This is a genomic window from Colwellia sp. MB02u-14 (assembly GCF_014076915.1).
Lineage (GTDB): Bacteria > Pseudomonadota > Gammaproteobacteria > Enterobacterales > Alteromonadaceae > Colwellia_A.
The window spans coordinates 169,573-186,867 of record NZ_JACGUX010000080.1 but is presented as its reverse complement, the minus strand read 5'-3'; the positions used below and the strand labels follow the sequence as shown (position 1 = coordinate 186,867).

General features: G+C 36.6%; 12 protein-coding genes. 6 read left to right on the top strand and 6 right to left on the bottom strand.

Annotated features, from left to right (window positions below):
- Nucleotides 1-373: 373 nt before the first annotated feature.
- Nucleotides 374-1,192, top strand: a complete 819-nt coding sequence (locus tag H4J52_RS13735; RefSeq protein WP_182181316.1) for an AraC family transcriptional regulator — start codon at nucleotides 374-376, stop codon at nucleotides 1,190-1,192.
- A gap of 16 nt (nucleotides 1,193-1,208) precedes the next feature.
- On the opposite strand, the gene H4J52_RS13730 is transcribed toward H4J52_RS13735, so the two are convergent.
- The 3 genes from H4J52_RS13730 to H4J52_RS13720 form a co-directional block, all read right to left on the bottom strand.
- Nucleotides 1,209-2,426: an SMP-30/gluconolactonase/LRE family protein gene (locus H4J52_RS13730; protein WP_182224941.1), complete on the bottom strand. Its 1,218-nt coding sequence runs from the start codon at nucleotides 2,424-2,426 to the stop codon at nucleotides 1,209-1,211.
- Nucleotides 2,427-2,497: 71 nt separating this feature from the next.
- Complete coding sequence (locus H4J52_RS13725; protein ID WP_182181318.1) at nucleotides 2,498-3,553, bottom strand: LacI family DNA-binding transcriptional regulator; 1,056 nt, start codon at nucleotides 3,551-3,553, stop codon at nucleotides 2,498-2,500.
- 74 nt (nucleotides 3,554-3,627) lie between these two features.
- A complete protein-coding gene (locus tag H4J52_RS13720; RefSeq protein WP_182223774.1) occupies nucleotides 3,628-5,004 on the bottom strand; it encodes a GntP family permease in 1,377 nt (458 codons plus the stop codon).
- Nucleotides 5,005-5,252: 248 nt separating this feature from the next.
- Between H4J52_RS13720 and H4J52_RS13715 the strand changes: the two genes are divergently transcribed.
- Nucleotides 5,253-5,795 (top strand): gluconokinase, encoded by a 543-nt coding sequence (locus H4J52_RS13715; protein ID WP_259366730.1) that lies wholly within the window; start codon nucleotides 5,253-5,255, stop codon nucleotides 5,793-5,795.
- Between the two features lie 214 nt (nucleotides 5,796-6,009).
- On the opposite strand, the gene H4J52_RS13710 is transcribed toward H4J52_RS13715, so the two are convergent.
- The 3 genes from H4J52_RS13710 to H4J52_RS13700 all read right to left on the bottom strand — a co-directional run bounded on the left by H4J52_RS13710 (nucleotide 6,010) and on the right by H4J52_RS13700 (nucleotide 11,718).
- Complete coding sequence (locus H4J52_RS13710) at nucleotides 6,010-6,726, bottom strand: SapC family protein (RefSeq protein WP_182181320.1); 717 nt, start codon at nucleotides 6,724-6,726, stop codon at nucleotides 6,010-6,012.
- A 27-nt stretch (nucleotides 6,727-6,753) separates the two neighbouring features.
- A complete protein-coding gene (locus tag H4J52_RS13705; RefSeq protein ID WP_182224940.1) occupies nucleotides 6,754-8,307 on the bottom strand; it encodes a tryptophan halogenase family protein in 1,554 nt (517 codons plus the stop codon).
- Nucleotides 8,308-8,436: 129 nt separating this feature from the next.
- Nucleotides 8,437-11,718: a TonB-dependent receptor gene (locus H4J52_RS13700; RefSeq protein ID WP_404851857.1), complete on the bottom strand. Its 3,282-nt coding sequence runs from the start codon at nucleotides 11,716-11,718 to the stop codon at nucleotides 8,437-8,439.
- Nucleotides 11,719-12,183: 465 nt separating this feature from the next.
- On the opposite strand from H4J52_RS13700, the gene H4J52_RS13695 reads away from it, so the two are divergent.
- The 4 genes from H4J52_RS13695 (at nucleotide 12,184) to H4J52_RS13680 (ending at nucleotide 16,946) form a co-directional block, all read left to right on the top strand.
- Nucleotides 12,184-12,753: an RNA polymerase sigma factor gene (locus H4J52_RS13695; RefSeq protein ID WP_182224938.1), complete on the top strand. Its 570-nt coding sequence runs from the start codon at nucleotides 12,184-12,186 to the stop codon at nucleotides 12,751-12,753.
- Nucleotides 12,746-13,831, top strand: coding sequence for a FecR family protein (locus H4J52_RS13690; protein ID WP_182224936.1), 1,086 nt, complete (start codon nucleotides 12,746-12,748; stop codon nucleotides 13,829-13,831). Before H4J52_RS13695 ends, H4J52_RS13690 begins: the two co-directional genes overlap by 8 nt.
- Nucleotides 13,832-13,988: 157 nt before the next feature.
- On the top strand, nucleotides 13,989-15,431 hold the full coding sequence (locus tag H4J52_RS13685; protein ID WP_182181324.1) for a sugar porter family MFS transporter: 1,443 nt from the start codon (nucleotides 13,989-13,991) through the stop codon (nucleotides 15,429-15,431).
- A gap of 492 nt (nucleotides 15,432-15,923) precedes the next feature.
- On the top strand, nucleotides 15,924-16,946 hold the full coding sequence (locus H4J52_RS13680) for an IS110 family transposase (protein WP_182224934.1): 1,023 nt from the start codon (nucleotides 15,924-15,926) through the stop codon (nucleotides 16,944-16,946).
- Nucleotides 16,947-17,295: the final 349 nt, after the last annotated feature.

The following is a 17,295-nucleotide window of genomic DNA, read 5'->3' as shown; positions in this document are numbered from 1 at the left end:
TAAATTCGTCTAGATCTAAACCTTTCTGTTTTCTTGTGATACTTTGTTTCTTATTCCCCCTGGTTTTCTTTCCCCCCCCAGAAATCCTTCTCCTATTTATACAGACGAATGAAATTTATTTTTCCGCTAGTCAATTCAAAATTTAGAATTGACTTCCAATCAAATAAATATGGTTACGCTTAAAAACAGCACACTTTGCACGATAAACTTTATTGTATAAAGATTCATACAAGGTGATTATTTGCTATAAAGATTTTTTTTAAGAACGTGTTAAGAGTAAATCAGTTTTTTATACAACAAAATCGGCGTTGTAATTTTTTCACTCTGTCCATACACTATAATTATGTAGGTATGAAATATAAATAAGATGACGATGTCGAGAGCTTGTGTAGATAATTTTATTAACAAATTTAGTGTTAAACAAATCATTGAAATGTTTGATCTAATGCCTGATGTTCTTTTTTGGGTAAAAGATGAACAAAATTGTTTTGTTTATGCAAATAAATTCTTCTTGGAGCATATTGGCGTCACGTCACTTGTTCAAATAATCGGGTTAAGAGATTTTGACTTTTCTCCAGCACACATGGCTAAACAGTATAATGTTGACGATCAAAAAGTGATGAATGGCGAAGTTGTTAATAACCGTTTAGAAATGAATCATACAAAATCAGGCGACATTGCTTGGTTCACTACTTCTAAAAGACCTTTATTTAATGAGGAAGGCAAACCCATTGGTTCTTATGGAATTACACGACATTTAGAAAAAACGTCATCTGCATTGGCTGGAATGGATGCCTTAAAGACACCTGTTGCTTATGTGCGAAAAAACTATATGCAACATATCTGTTTGGAAGAACTCGCTGATATAACACATTTATCTATTAGCGCATTAGAACGTCGTTTCAAAAAATTTCTAGGTAAAACACCTAAACAATTCATTAATGAAGTACGCTTAGAAAATGCGCGACGCTTACTCATAGAAACCAATATTGCTATTGCCACTATTGCTAATAATACGGGCTTTGGCGATCACAGTTATTTTAGTCGTCAGTTTCAAAAGTTATTCGAACAAAGCCCTTCAGCATTTCGCCAAGAGCATTGTTCGAATGAAACGGTAAGTATCAACACAACAGGGACTGCTGAATTAACGTCGAACGACAATCCCCAAAGGTATAAACATACTGATATTTAATGTTCTTTTAAAACAGTTAAAAAGGAAAGCCTTGTACATTAAGTTTAGTGGTATAAATACCGGCTTTTAAACAAGGCTTATCACCACATTGACGGCGCTCATTCTCGTCCATTGGTGCGGTTAGCCCTGTCACGAAGAGTGTTTTTCGGTCATCCCCACCAAAAGCAATATTAGTAACAATATGAATACCGGGTACTTTTAACATACCCACTTCCTTTTGTTTTTTGTCTAATATAACGACCACTTGCCCATCTTTTCTTTCTGGAATTTTTCGCGTGGTAGTCACATAAATATTGCCGCTACAGTCTTTACCTAATCCATCTATTGGGGTATCTAGCAATTTTTTAGGATTAGCAACCTCGCCCAAATGTAAATCAAACACCCATAAACCTTGCAAGCCACCAACGATTAATTTTTGCTGATCAAGGGTTAATATAATTCCATTAGGTTTATCACTCAAAGCTGGTACCAAAGTAGTGACATTAGTTGCTTTAACGCTAGCATTTTCAATACTATTTGTTGTCACTCGATAAATTCTTTGCCCAGGAGCAGTTGAGCCTTCTTTACCACCCCCTTGGACACTTTCCAAATTAATATTTGAGGGTGTATTCCAATTTGGATCCGTGAAATATACGGTATCGTCGTATCCAATAGTTAAATCATTAGGAGAATTAAAGCGTTTATTTTGGTATGTACTTACCATGGGAGTAATTTTTTTGCTATGCCAATCAATAGACGAAAGTGAGCCATCAAGCTGACGAGTGACGATTAAATTACCTTTACTGTCTAATGCTAAGCCATTGGTACCCGCCTCACTATCTTTCATCCAAACTTGTGGCTTACTTCCCGGCACCCAACGCCAAATGGTTGTTTGATTGCTTAATATAAAGTCATTTTCATCGGGTTGATGTGAACCCATATTGGAATAATACAATGCCCCTTTATACCAAACAGGACCTTCTATATTGTTATAACCTTGATACATCAATGGAATGTTCTGTTCACGAACTAGCTTTATACTGGCTAAGTCCAGCTGAACATTATCAGAACCTGCAGAGCAATAGCGTGCGTTAGCGTCAGAAACAGAGTTGATAACAGCGTTTGATATGCTGTTATTTGTTGCTTGAACAACTACCTCAATTCCATTGTCATCAGCACAAGAAACAACTAATAAACTAATAAATAAAGCGCTAACGAGTTTGATTTTTTTGGGTTTAGTTCGTTTAAAACTCATAAGAATACCTTGGTTAAATTACTTAGTTTTATTTACTTTTTTTTAAAAGATTATTTATGCGTAATTCATCACTATCGGGTTGAATTACGCATAAACAATTCAAACCCCGTATTTACATAACTTTGCTGTGTGTTTATCTGTACATTGTCACTAATTTCTGAGTTATTTAAACGCGCGAATATCAGTTCCATGGCTTGCTTACCCATTTTGTATCGGTTAACACTCACGCTCGATAATGAAGGTTCAGCATATGTTGCCATTTCAATGTCGTTAAACCCACACACTCCAAATTTACTGGGTACGTTAATATGCATTTTTTTACATTCATGCAATGCTCCCAAGGCTAAGTCATCGTTACAACAAAAAACGGCATCACAGTCTCCATTAGTGGCCGCCATCAATTCTCTAAATAAAACCGTTCCCATGGCAACAGAAGAGGGTTGTGGATTAGTTATCACGCGTTTTAAATCTAAAGATTCGGCCGCAGCAAGTACTGATTTAAACCCCGCCAAACGGTCACAGGTTCTGGGATCCATTCTGGCACCAATAAAACCAATTTTTTGATATGACTTTGCAAGTAACATTTTTGCAACGGCTGCACCTGCTTCAAAATGAGAAAAGCCAACATTAATATCTATTGGCGATTTAACCTTATCCATAATCTGAACTACTGGCACACCAGAGGCTTTTAACATGGCTTTAGCGGCGTCGGTTTGTTCACCGCCTGTGACGATTAAGCCCTCAGGAGATTGTCCAAGCAGAGTACGAATTGATCTTTCTTCTTCTATGGGTGAATAATGGGTGTCTGCTAATAACACCTGATAATTTGCGGGGCCCGTAATGTCGTAAATTCCACGTAATACATCATTAAATACCACATTAGATAATGAAGGAATTAAAACACCAATTAATTTTGAACGTGATGAAGCTAAAATACTGGCTGAACGGTTAGGAATGTAGCCAAGTGCGTTAATTGCGGCTTCTACTTTTTCACGAACATTTACACGTACTCCAACATAGTCATTTACTACTCTAGAAACCGTAATAGCGCTTACCCCAGCTTTTTTAGCAACGTCTTTTAACGTTATTCTCTTAGAACTTCTTGATTTATCTGTAGAAATAGACATACAAAACCTTAAATTTTTTTATTCAATACCGCATTGGCGCTAATAAGTTGTTATGACTTTTATGGTGTCTAATACTAAAAAACCAAACTTAAAACCAAGACAATTAAAAAGGCAATACTCCCCAATAGTGTTTCCATAACAGTCCATGTTCTTAACGTGGTTTTCTCATCCATTCCAAGTAAGCGACTCACCAGCCAAAACCCGGAATCGTTGAAATGAGATAATACAGTTGCACCTCCCGCGATAGCGATAACAATGAAACAAAGGTCAAGAGACGACAGACCTACTGTCGAGGCCACCATAGGGGATATGACTGCAGCGGTAGTAGTCAGGGCTACAGTAGCTGAGCCTTGGGCAACTCTAAGACAAGTAGCAATAACAAACGCAGCCACAATAACTGGCATACCTGTATCCGTAAGCAATCCAGCAAGGGCATCGCCAATTCCACTGGAACGTAATACTCCTCCATACATCCCTCCGGCACCGGTAATCAAAATAACACCACATATGGGTGCAAGTGATTCACTGCATAGGCTATCTAATTTTTTCATTCCGTAGTCTTTTGAAAAAACAAAAAGGCAAACTAACAGCGTTATAAGTAACGCAATGGGGGTTTTCCCCATCATTCTCAAAACCCTAGTGAATGGGTTAGCCCCATCTATGATACCAGCAGCTGTTAAAGTGTTAAGGCCGGTATCGAGAAATATAAGCAGCATAGGTAATATAAGTAGTGACATTACTGTTGAAAATCTAGGAAGCTTATTCGGTTGCAAGTTCGACTCTGTGGAATGAAGTAGATTCGACAGTGAAATATTAAATTTTTTGCCAGAGTATACACCAAACAAATAAGAACCCAGATACCATGTTGGCACCGCTACCAGTAATCCCACCACTAACAAAAGACCGATATCCGCGCCAAGAAAAGCAGCGGCGGCAACAGGTCCAGGGTGAGGTGGTACAAAAGCGTGCATTACAGCAAATGCGCCCGCTGCAGGCAGCGCATAGATAAGTAAAGAACCACCAAATCGTTTAGCTACACTGAAAATTATGGGCATCATTACAATTAAACCCGCATCGAAAAATATTGGGAATCCAAATATCAATGAGGCTACACCAAGAGCCAGCGGGGCTTTTTTTACACCAAACCTCCCTATCAATTTATCTGCTAATACCTGAGCACCACCTGAGACTTCTAATAGTTTCCCTATCATGGCACCAAGCCCAACCAATAAGGCAACTGATGCAAGGGTGCCGCCAAAGCCACTCATTAATGTTGGCACAACGTCTTCACTGGGAATACCGGCAATGACAGCGGTACAGAAACTTATAAAAATCAGTGATATGAAGGCATGAATTCGAAATTTTATGATCAGTAAGAGTAGCGCTGCGATTGAAAGTGCGGCGACAGATAGTAAAAATAATGGACTTGGGCTTTGTATAATATCTTGCATAAGATCCCTTATGATACTGTTATAAAAATTTCGATTGCTAATTTCTCTTGATAATTTGTATAAAGAACCTGTCATCATTGTTTTCGAATATTAACAATGATAATTGTTAGCGCAACCATCCTATGTAACAATGTGTTCTATTGCAACTACCACTTCCATCAACAACACGATTAAACCTAGAGATTTTCACTATTCAATAGTAAATTACGCATGGTTACGCTGTAATTAGATAAATAAAGAGACTAATATTGTTAACAAGTAATGAGATAAAAAATAAAAAAACACCTATCTTGGTAGTCGTTATGGGCGTGTCTGGATGCGGAAAAACAACCCTAGCCCAGGAAATAGCTAGTCATTTTGATATTACCTTCTTAGATGCTGACTCTTTTCATAATGAAGACGCCATTAAACAAATGTCGCAAGGTATCCCCTTAACTGATAAGCAAAGAGAGCCTTGGATAAAACGTATTGGTAAACAGCTAAACCTTTTTGAATCTCAAAATAAAAGTTGTGTGTTGGCCTATTCAGGATTAAAAAAACAGCACAGAAAATCAATATTTGACTCATACCTTCATGGTGTAGCAATTTTACTTAATGCAGATCAATCTTTAATTGAGCAACGGTTAGAGAGTAGGAAAGAGCATTTTATGTCGTCACAATTGCTAAGTAGCCAAATCACGTCGATGGAGCCTATCAATGCTGAAACTGAAGAAAACTTGCCAGTGCTGATATTAAATGCAGAAAAACCAGTTAAGAGCTTACTATTAAAGTCTATTCGTTTTATTCTGTGATACTGCTATTCTTGATTTTAGGCTAAAATGAGTGGATGGTAAGACACTATTGTGACATTCAATAGAGTATAAATATGATTCATGATGAGCCTGTAACAGATTTTCTTTCAAAGTCCTTAGCTTGTTAAATACCCTAGGTATTTTAACCATTGCCATCGGCTTATTTATTATTGCTTTCTGATTTTGTTATTATTGATATTTCATATTCCCGTAGTTATTTAGTTAGACGCTTGTTTTTTAAATTAATTAGCGCCTGAATTTGCCCTAATGATGTGATCATTGTATATATCGCTGGCAATAAGCCAGTCTTATGTAGAGAGCATACCTGTTCATTATTCAGTGAAGCTAATTTCTCTTGGTCAATGGTATATAAACCCGTTAATTGAAGAGTACCTTTATTAACAAAGCTTATTTCTAATGACATTGACTGAATTAATGCCATTGACGTCAGCTGATCCAATAATATCTTATTTTCTTTTTCACCCATCAGTAATTGCGCTAGGCTTGCTTTTACTTCTTGAAAGTATTTCGATTCATTACCTTTCTCATCAAACAACCCTTCCCCTATATTATCTAATAGTGCAGGACTATTCGTATTCAAACAAACAGCGAGTTCGTTATTTTTATTCCCACCCTTCGCTTCAACAAAAAAAGGTTGTCTCCTTATTTGTAGCGGAACATATAGGCCTTGCCACTGTTCATTTTTCCAAAACAAGTTTTCATTTTTTTCAAACCCTAACATCGTAGAAAAAACAAACTGCCCTGTATTACCATTTTTGGTTATGACAATGGGGTATTGCACTGCTAAATGTATAAATTCTGATAAAACAACGGGAATAAGATGCAAATTAGCACCGTATTGTTCAACTTTTTTGAGATTAACTTTAGTGTTTATATGATTTTTATTATCTACTGCGACTAAATTAGCCATTTATTATTTCTCTTTATACTCATTTTATTAAATTCGGTTAAAACCAAATTCAATAACTTTATTAATCAATTCACGGTTTTTCGGTAATGAGGAAACAGCTTTATCAATAAGTTTTTTATTTTGCGCAAAATGGTACTGAGCAAAGCTAATATCATCGAGGGCATAAACATGTTGGCTATAGTCGCTTTTAAAACCCATGCCATATAAAATATACTGATAACTTGCCGCAGGAAAAACTTCATTCCGGCTGGTAAAGTCGTGATCAGCGGGTGCTCTATATTGCCAAAGGGCCATCGCTTCTTTTAAACTTTCAGGAATAGATTTAGGATCACGATTATCCGTCCAGAAAGTATTGTCCGTTCTTTTACTTAAAATGTAATGTAACTTAAGAAAGTCGATGATTTTTTCCCATCGATAAAGAAACGTTTCATTAAAACGTTTAGCGACAATATCCATAATGTCACGTGATTGTGGTAATTGTTCACTGATCATTTGTGCTGACAATTCGACCAAGACCAAAGCTGACGCCTCTAAAGGCTCCAAAAATCCAGCTGACAGACCAACAGCAACACAATTATTTTGCCAAAATTTTTCTCGATAACCACTAACAATAGGAATTTTACGCACAGTTAATGAATCAAACGTATCACCTACATAACGAGCAAGTACTGCTTTCGCTTGTTCTTCGCTAGAATGCTTACTTGAATAAACATAACCAACACCTCGGCGATGTTGCAGTCCTATATCCCATATCCACCCTGCTTCTTGCCCAGTTGATAAGGTATGTGAAGCGATCTCATCATTCTCATTTTCATAAGGCACATGAACTGCTAGTGCAGTATCAATAAACAAAACGTCACTACAACTTTTAAAGGGAACTTGGTAATGCTTACCTAATAACAATGATGAAAAACCAGTACAATCAACAAACAAATCACCTGCTACTTCACCATGCTCTGACGTTAAAACGGATGCTATATCACCGTTTTCCAGTGTATTAATAGAAGTTACATCATCTAAAACATACTTTACCCCTAAAGTGTTGGTGCAATGTTTCTGTAAAAACAGCGCAAATTTTCCAGAGTCTAAATGGTAAGCATAATTGGCAACATCAGCATATTCAGGTGTTCTAATGGTTTTAGGGGCCAAGCCTTGTTCGCACAATGCTTCTTGATAACAGACATCATTGGAAAAAGACGATGTGTCAGCATTGTGTTGTTTAGCTAACCAATGTCCGGCTATATCACCTTTACCAAAGCCTTGGGGTATCACAAGTGGATGATAATAAAAGTCATCGTCTTTGCCATCAACCCACTTGGCAAATTTAGCGCCTTGTTTGAAACTTGCATCACATTCACGAATAAAATCAGTTTCACTAATACCCAATGCTAATAACGTACTTCTCATCGTCGGCCAAGTACCTTCACCCACACCCACTATAGGAATATGAGGAGATTCAACCAAAACCACATTTAAACCATTTACAGATTGTCCTTTATGCTTTGCTGCTAATCTACCTGCAGTTAACCACCCGGCAATACCACCACCGACAATAACGACGGTTTTTATTGGGTTACTCATATTAAATTTGCCTACAATAAGAAATTAGAATCGATGATGTGAAATAATATACTTTCATAAAAAACAAGTTATAAGCGGCTTTACCTCGAGAAAAAATATGCATACTTTTGTACTTTACACTATTCAGGGTTAATAATTACCACGTACACCAAAGGCAAATCGACGTCCACTATCTTCAATCAATAATAATTGATTAGCGAAACGACCACGTTTATGAACGTATTCTTCAGTTAAGTTAATCCCTTCAAAGAAAACGGTAATGTTTTCAGAAATATCATAACTCCCACTCGCGTCAACTTGCGCATAGTCTTCAACAATTGTGACCCCATCACCATTTGACTGAGTTAATGATTGAACAAAAGTGTCGCGCCAGTTATAGGCAATACGCGCCTGAAAACGGTTATTTTCGTAAAATGCAACAAGGTTATATGAGTCACTTAAGCCTGTTAATGCAAATACTTCAGTAATATCAGCAGGATGAAGTTCAGCATCACTATTAACTAATGTTGTATTAGCTATAAAACCAAAACCCGTATCACCAAATGTATGTTGTAGGGCAACTTCCCAGCCATCAACAGTCGCTGACTCACTGTTATTAAGTAACGTATTTGTGAAAACTGCCGTTTCATCTTCAGTGTCAGGATAATCAACATTACTACCTGTTGAAGGATCCGTTAATAAGCTACCATTTTCAGTTGAAAATATGATGTCTTCTGTTGAGTTAATAATAAAGTTTGTAACATATTTTCTGAAATAACCCGCTGATATATAACTCGTATCGGCGTAATACCATTCTAAAGAAAAGTCGATATTATCAGAAGTAAATGGCTCTAATTCTGGATTACCTGAACTCGATGTTAAGTTACCCCCTTGGCGAGTAGTGCCAATAACGGTAACAGGAGACATACTTTCTAACGTTGGACGAGTGATTGTTTGAGACGAGGCAAAACGAGCGACTAAATCATCGTTAATTTCTAACTTAACGCTCAAGTTTGGTAATATGACATCGTAATCTGAGCTTTTTGTAATTGATTCTGCAGTACCGTATGTCGCTAACATTTCAGTTTTATCAAGTATAACTAGTTCAGTAACCGATTCATCAGTACCATCAACATCAACGTTAGTTGATTCATACCTAAAGCCTGCGGTAACTGATAAAGGCATTTCGGCGAGTTCTCCTTCAAAGTCAAGTTCAACATAAAGTGAAAGGGTTTGTTCCGTAATTTCAAATGATTTATTTCGTTTTTCGGCATCAAAACTAATTTGGTTTCCATTAACCGCTGAATATTGCTCTAGGTAAGAAAAATTAGCTTCGCCATCATGTGCTAACCATGAAGTAGGCATACGACCACTTCCGCTAACATCACTTAAAAAGTCACTGCCTGCATTAAATACATATTGAGAAAATACGTCGATATCAGGTGCGTCGGAGTAACCACAAAAAACACAGTGAATACCTGCACCTTCATTATCCCAACGGTCAAGACTCTTGGTTTCAGATGAATACATAGCACCAAATTTAATCGCCGATAGGCCTGTATCACTATCATCAATCCATGTACTGTTCCATCTAATTTGGTCAATACGGTCTTCAACCGCCCAACCTCGACGTAACATGACATGAGCTCGGCTATTCGCAGAGTCTAGGTAGTCAGATACTCCCGCAGGTGTAACGCTTGGATCATAGGCCTTACCGTCTAACTCTTGTTGACCGCTATAAATATTTTCGTTTGCACTTGAAAAATCACTAGCATATGGCAGAATATTGTCATCAATTTGAAAGCGTACGCGGTTGGCATAACCAATAAGTGATAATTGATTACCACGGCCCTTGTTTGCGTCGCGTTCTGCACGAGAATTACTAAGGTCAAATTTCATATTAAGATTTTCTCTAACATCCCAATCAAAGTTTAATCCCAAAGAGCTCGACTCAGTTAAACGGTCAAATTTCTTAGCGTGCATATCGGTAGCTAAACCAACTTCTTGGTATAAATCGATTACGGTACCATTAGCATCAACTGTTGCAGTGGTATCGCTGCCAAAACCTTCAATATTTGGTGAGGTAAACCAATGACCATATGAGGTAGTATCCGTTTTAACATCAAAGTCAGAATACAATACATCAGCCGTAATAATTAAGTTGTCCTTAGGCGCATATTGTAAGACTAAATTAGCATTGGTACGTGTACGTTCTTCTCTGGTAACTTTATGATCATAGTTACGCGGAGAGAAAATATTACCACTATACGCAGTGCCACTTTCAGTTTGTGGATTAGGCACTCCCACATTTTCGAGCCAACCATCCATTTGAGCTTGGTTTAAACGTGTTTCACGCTCTTGATATGATATAGCGAATAAAACACCATAAGTATCATCATCAAACGTATTACTGATCAAGCCTGAAATTTCTGGTGTGGTTTTTTCACTATTTTCGTCGTAAATACCTTTAACACTTCCTGACATTTTAAAGCCATTAATAGCAAATGGACGTGCAGTGCTAACATTAACGGTTGCGCCAATACCACCTGATTGCATAATAGCGGTAGAGGTTTTATATACATCTAAACTTTTGACTAAATCAGAGGCTATCGTATCAAAACTAAAGGCACGGCTTTGGGTTTCTGACGCCATTTGACGACCATTAACCAAAACAGTATTAAATTGCGGACCGAAACCACGTACCGTAATTAACTGCCCTTCACCACTTGAACGGTCAATTGATACCCCTGTAATACGCTGTAGTGATTCAGCTAAATTGGTATCAGGGAATTTACCAATATTTTGGGCAGAAATGGAGTCAACCACTCCTAATGCTTCATGTTTTTCATCCATAGCACGACCTAACGCATCCCGGAGACCACTCACCTCTATTATTTCTATCTCGACCATTAAGGGCGTCGTTGAAATAGGACTTAAAGCAGTTAATGTCTTGTTAGTAACTTTATTTTCGTTATTTTGTGATAGGTAAGTTTTTCTCTCAAAGCTAGGATCAATTAATATAGATAACTGGCCACTCTCGCTAATATCTGTTGTAAGACCGGTATCTTTGAGTAATTTATTGAGTGCATCCATCACAGAGTAATTACCTGATACTCGGTTTGTTTGTTTATTTTCAATTTTATTTAATGGAAAAAGTAACGTTATATCTGCCTGTTCTGCAAAATTTATTAGCGATAAATCGGCTCTTTGTCGAGGAATATTGAAAGCGATTTTTTCTAATTCATCTTTTGCATAAACCCAGCTAGGTAAACTAAAAAGCATAATAATACAGAAGAAGTGTATTTGAATATTTCTAGATTCGAGATGCACAACTTTTCGCCATACATAAAAAAAAGATGACAAATCACTTTTTTTCTTCCATAAAAATTTATAAATACGATTTAATATTTTTTTTAAAAAAAAACTCATCATTACTTTTAAATTAAGCCTTGTTATAATTTTTATTGTTAATTTTATTGGCAAAAAACGAAGGATAAATCTAAATAAATTCAAGTTAACTTTATGAAATTAAAGTGAATACAACAAGGAATCATCAGATAGCTTTTGAGTTATTATTTATATTTTATTTTTCCGCCAGATCGACCATATTCAACTCTACGATGAATTACAACCTATGAAGCAGATTCAATAAAAGATTATGAAGCATAATGCATAAAAAATTAATTATACTTGTGTCCTACATTATCTACCATAATGACTTTGTTGAGAGGTCATTTAAGCGTAAGATATTTATCCATAATTATTATTAATAATTATATGGCGGATTTATTTAAGTTAATCGTCTTAACTGTAACGCGGGTAATTTAATCGCTATATATCGAGCTTTTAGATAACAAGATGATAAAAAAATTAAAACAATAAGTAAAAGTGAACCCAATGTCGAACGATACTTTATTTTATAAAATATATTTAGCCTCGAGAAAAAGTATTTCTCGTGTGGTATCTCGAATTGTTCCCCCTGATGAAATTGAAGATATTGTTCAAGAAACTTATGTCCGTATCTGCCAAATTGAAAATAAAGAACATATTACTTCACCTAAGTCTTTTATGTATAGAACAGCACGAAACTTAGCACTAGATTATCTAAAACAAGCCAATGTTAAACTTGTTGACCGTGTTGATGATATTCAGACTTTGGAGTATTTATTATCAAGTGATTCTGATGAAATGTATGAAAATACATTAACGAGCAATGAATTTTCGTATTTTTGTGAAGCCGTAAGACAATTACCGACACAATGCCGCAAAGTTTTTGTGTTAAAGAAAGTTTATGGATATTCGCAGCGCGAGATCGCTGCTCAATTAAACCTTAGTGAAAGTACCGTGGAAAAACATATATCAACAGGCATGAAGCGTAGTACGCTTTTTATGCGCAATATTAATAAACAAGTAAATTCTCCCTCTTCTAGCTTGTCTCCTAATATTGCAGGAGGCACTCATGAGTAATATTCATCAAATCAATCAAAAATCGACAGAACAAAAATCAGCAGAGCTAACAGAAGAACTTCGTTTAAATGAAGCAAGTGATTGGATCGCGAAGTTAGACCGCAACTTAACAGATGTAGAGAAAAAGCAACTTTCGACATGGTTATCTATTGATACTTTGAATGTTGAAGTTTTATTTGAAGTGGCTCAAATGTGGGACAAAATGGATGATTTAGGTCGTTTATCTGAACTTTTTCCTCAAACAGATGTTAAGCAACATAAAACAAGGCTTACCGTTACCTCTCTTGCTGCGTCATTTATCGTTGCACTCGCATTTATACTCTATCAAAGTGGTAGCAACTATCTTCCGTTTGATCAAAGCACATCTTCTATAATAGCAATGCAAGCCAGCTATCAAACTAATGTGGGTGAAAGCAATACCATTAACTTACCTGACAACACTAAAATAGTCCTTAACACCAATAGCTTTGTTCAAGTTAAATACACTCAAAACTCTCGAATAATAGAGTTACAACGCGGAGAAATTCACATTAAAGTGGCACATGATACATCGCGTCCATTAAGCGTCATTGCAGGTGGTAAAATAATTCAAGCAGTTGGTACTGCTTTTAATGTTGAAGTACGAAGTGATTTAGTCGAACTTATTGTAACCGACGGTAAAGTATTGGTTGCTCAAAAAGACAACAAAGCTAGCGATGAAATAGAACAAATGGCAAAAAGATTGCCACAAAATTCTATGGCCATTTCTAAAGGTGAAAAAGTAGATTTAGACACTTCAGGAAAAATTCAAGAAAAAATAACAAAAGTAGGTCCTATTGAAATCGCTGCTAGCTTAAGTTGGCGTCAGGGTAACTTGATATTCCGTGGTGAGTCTCTTGCCCAAGCAATGGCAGAGATCAGTCGTTATACCGATATAAAGTTTGAATTGGCCGACGATGAAAGTCTTCAAAAGATACAAGTAGCTGGACTGTTTAAAACCGGTGATGTCACAGGCCTACTTGATGTGCTCAGTAGAAACTTTAATATCAGCTATCAAAAAGTTGCACCTAATAAAATTATTTTAAAATATGCGGGCTAATATTTTCATCACTAATTTTAGAGACTTGATTACTCATATTAAGCCTTGGAGTTCTTCCCTTAAGTCGGTTCTTTCGATTTACCATTACATTAAGTAATGGTTTTTTTATTTTAGCCGCTTTAATAAAACTAATAACAAAAACTAAAAAGGAAACAGTATGACCGAAAAAACGCATTTAGCTGATTTAAATATCCCCTCAGAAAAAATAGAAGAGGCCAATACCTCTGTTTTATATGTATTATTTATTTCTTCTGTCGCTGCTTTAGGAGGATTTCTTTTTGGTTTCGATTCAGGGGTCATTAATGGCACAGTCACCGCATTAGGTAATGCTTTTCAATCAAATGATGTTGCCACAGGATTTAACGTGGCCTCTGTTTTATTAGGTTGTGCCGTTGGCGCCTTGATGGCAGGCCCCATTTCTAACCATTTTGGACGTAAACCCATCATGATTATTACAGCGCTCATATTTGCTATAAGTGCTTTTGGCTCAGGTATATCAGACTCTTCTGTCGAGTTTATTTTTTACCGGTTAATTGGTGGTTTAGGGATTGGCGCTGCATCAGTTCTAGCGCCTGCATATATCGCAGAAGTTGCCCCCGCTGCAATACGAGGTCGACTAGCGACGCTGCAACAACTCGCGATAGTGCTAGGTTTATTTGCTGCATTTCTAAGCAATTATATCATCGCTTCATCAGCAGGTAGCGCTGAAAATTCATTTTTACTCGACATGTCAGCATGGCGCTGGATGTTTTGGGTTGAATTAATCCCTGCAACATTATTTTTAATTGGAGTGTTATTTATTCCAGAATCGCCGCGTTTTCTAGTAGCAAAAGGCAATATAGAAAAAGCACGTGGTGTATTTAAAAAGATTTCAGTAGGTATTGAAAACGAACTTATTGATGAAGTAAAAAAATCATTACATGGTAATAAGAGATCTAATATTTTAGATTTATTCATTGAAGGGAAAAAGCAAATACACCCTATAATTTGGGTAGGTATTGCCCTATCTGTATTTCAACAATTTGTTGGTATTAACGTTGTTTTTTATTATGGCGCAGAACTTTGGCAAGCGGCAGGGTTTGACGAATCACAATCTTTATTAATCAATGTATTAACCGGAACAACCAATATTGTATCAACATTTATTGCTATTGCCTTAATCGATAAAGTGGGCCGTAAACCTCTATTGTTAGTTGGAAGTGTTGGTATGTTTATTAGCTTAGGCGTACTGAGTTTTATTTTTGGTACCGCTGGTTTTGATGAAGTAGGAAAAATAGCGTTATCTGAAACGATGGGAACTTTCGCTTTAATTATGGCTAACTTATTTGTTGTATTTTTTGGTTTGAGTTGGGGACCTGTTGTTTGGGTATTATTAGGTGAAATGTTTAATAACCGCATACGTGGTGCTGCTTTAGCAATAGCGGCTAGCGCTCAATGGATAGCTAACTTTGCTATTACGATGACCTTCCCTATTATATTAGGCTCAATTGGTTTAGCTGGTGCTTATGGTTTGTATACAATATCTGCATTTATCAGTATTTTCTTTGTGATTAAATATATTAAAGAAACTCGCGGAGTGCGTTTAGAAGAAATGGAGTAATATTGGCAAGGTTCATCACAGTTAATATTGATGAACCTTATTTTTACAACCTCTATTAATCTTAACAAATTCAGCTAAATAAGTTTTTACCTTTTATTGACTGATTTATAAAGCTATGGCGCATGTACGCCATAGAAAACAAAAAGGTCTAATTAAAACTGGAATATATTTATAGCCATTGCATATTAGCTTGTAAAAACATTCATTATGTTTGAATATCAATTTTCAACAAAAGAAGTAAAAGAGAGGTTAGAAGGTACGTGACTTTCCTCTCATACTATCAACATTAATCATTTAAAGCGATATATAGGCTATTTGGAAAGCGCCAACAATTAAACTCTGCCTATCCATTGACAATGTCATCTTTTCAAACCCATATCCCGCTAACAGCTTAGGTGCTTTTCCATTTATTATATACTCTATGACGATGTATGGACTCCACAACCCTAGCAACTAGTCTAGAGTTACAGAAACTATTAAGGAGACCATATTATGTTGAACTCTACTATCTTTGGAATTGATTTAGCTAAGAATATTATTCAGGTTTGTGATATTAGCAAACATGGTGAGTTAGTTAGCAACAAAGCCGTTACCCGCCAAAAACTTAAAGAGCTATTGGCAAAAGCCAAACCAGCTGTTGTGGCTATTGAAGGTTGTGGGAGCAGTCATTATTGGGGCAGATATGCTCAGAGCTTTGATCATGACGTTCGGATCATTAGCCCTAAAAAAGTAAAAGGCTTTCTCCAAGGACATAAAACAGATGCCAATGATGCGCTGGCCATTGCCAATGCGTCGTTACAAATAGGGCTGAAATCTAGTAAACCCAAAACTGAACAACAACAAACGATACAAACATTAGAAACAAGTCGCTTTCATTTATCTCGTAGTATTACTTCTTTAAGTAACCACCTACGAGCCATGCTTTACGAGTACGGCATTGTGAGTGCTAGAGGCGTTAAAGCATTAACGACAGTCATCCAGGATACACTCAATGACGCGAATTCAATTCCAGAATGTTTACGCTCAACTGTTAATCAACTCTGGTTAACCTATTTACATTTAAGAAAAGAGTTAGCTCAACTAATAAAAACAAAAAACGCACTTATTCGTCAATTGCAACCGTGCAAAAAGCTAATGGATTTAGAAGGAGTAGCAGAAGTGTGTGCTGGCTTGTTGTATTCATCAATAGGTGATGGAAAGCAATTCAAAAATGGCCGGGAGGCATCAGCATTTGTTGGGCTAACACCTAAACAACATAGCTCAGGAGGTAAAGTGTTCATGACTGGCATTGATAGAGCTGGTGGAATTAAAGAGCTGAGGTCAGCCTTGTACCAAGGTGCGCTTTCTTATATCTGCAACTTACCGGATGAGCCTAAAACAGCAAAACAAGCATGGCTGATAAAGTTAGTTCAGCGAGCGGGTATTAAACGATCCTGTATTGCGTTAGCCAATAAAACGGTTAGAACCGCATGGGCAATGTTACGGCATGAAAATAAATATGAACAAAGGCCATGATTAGCAATATAGAAACACGAGTAATAACAACAAGCAGAATTTTTACAATAATGATAAAGCATAAACGGTAAGACCAACCTATTAAAAACCTGACCTTAGCGAAAGTCATCAAGACTGTTATGGCGAAAAGGATAATAGGTGCGCAAACATCATAGGCTAGAGGGTAGCTCTCTCAACAAAAGCCGTATATACGACCGCATCTTAATCTGTTTAATGTGAAATTGTTAATTGTAAAATACGTGGAGTCCATATACGCTTTGTGCCTCTTTCTGCCATAGAATGATTAAATTTTATGTCTGCTGTATGGTCAGAAAGTTAACATTTGATATTTTGACGGAGCTTATTCCGC

Coding starts and splice junctions, on each gene's coding strand:
- H4J52_RS13680 (WP_182224934.1), top strand. CDS start 15,924: ATGTTGAACTCTACTATCTTTGGAATTGATTTAGCTAAGAATATTATT.
- H4J52_RS13690 (WP_182224936.1), top strand. CDS start 12,746: ATGAGTAATATTCATCAAATCAATCAAAAATCGACAGAACAAAAATCA.
- H4J52_RS13730 (WP_182224941.1), bottom strand. CDS start 2,426: ATGAGTTTTAAACGAACTAAACCCAAAAAAATCAAACTCGTTAGCGCT.
- H4J52_RS13725 (WP_182181318.1), bottom strand. CDS start 3,553: ATGTCTATTTCTACAGATAAATCAAGAAGTTCTAAGAGAATAACGTTA.
- H4J52_RS13720 (WP_182223774.1), bottom strand. CDS start 5,004: ATGCAAGATATTATACAAAGCCCAAGTCCATTATTTTTACTATCTGTC.
- H4J52_RS13685 (WP_182181324.1), top strand. CDS start 13,989: ATGACCGAAAAAACGCATTTAGCTGATTTAAATATCCCCTCAGAAAAA.
- H4J52_RS13735 (WP_182181316.1), top strand. CDS start 374: ATGTCGAGAGCTTGTGTAGATAATTTTATTAACAAATTTAGTGTTAAA.
- H4J52_RS13705 (WP_182224940.1), bottom strand. CDS start 8,307: ATGAGTAACCCAATAAAAACCGTCGTTATTGTCGGTGGTGGTATTGCC.
- H4J52_RS13695 (WP_182224938.1), top strand. CDS start 12,184: ATGTCGAACGATACTTTATTTTATAAAATATATTTAGCCTCGAGAAAA.
- H4J52_RS13710 (WP_182181320.1), bottom strand. CDS start 6,726: ATGGCTAATTTAGTCGCAGTAGATAATAAAAATCATATAAACACTAAA.
- H4J52_RS13700 (WP_404851857.1), bottom strand. CDS start 11,718: ATGATGAGTTTTTTTTTAAAAAAAATATTAAATCGTATTTATAAATTT.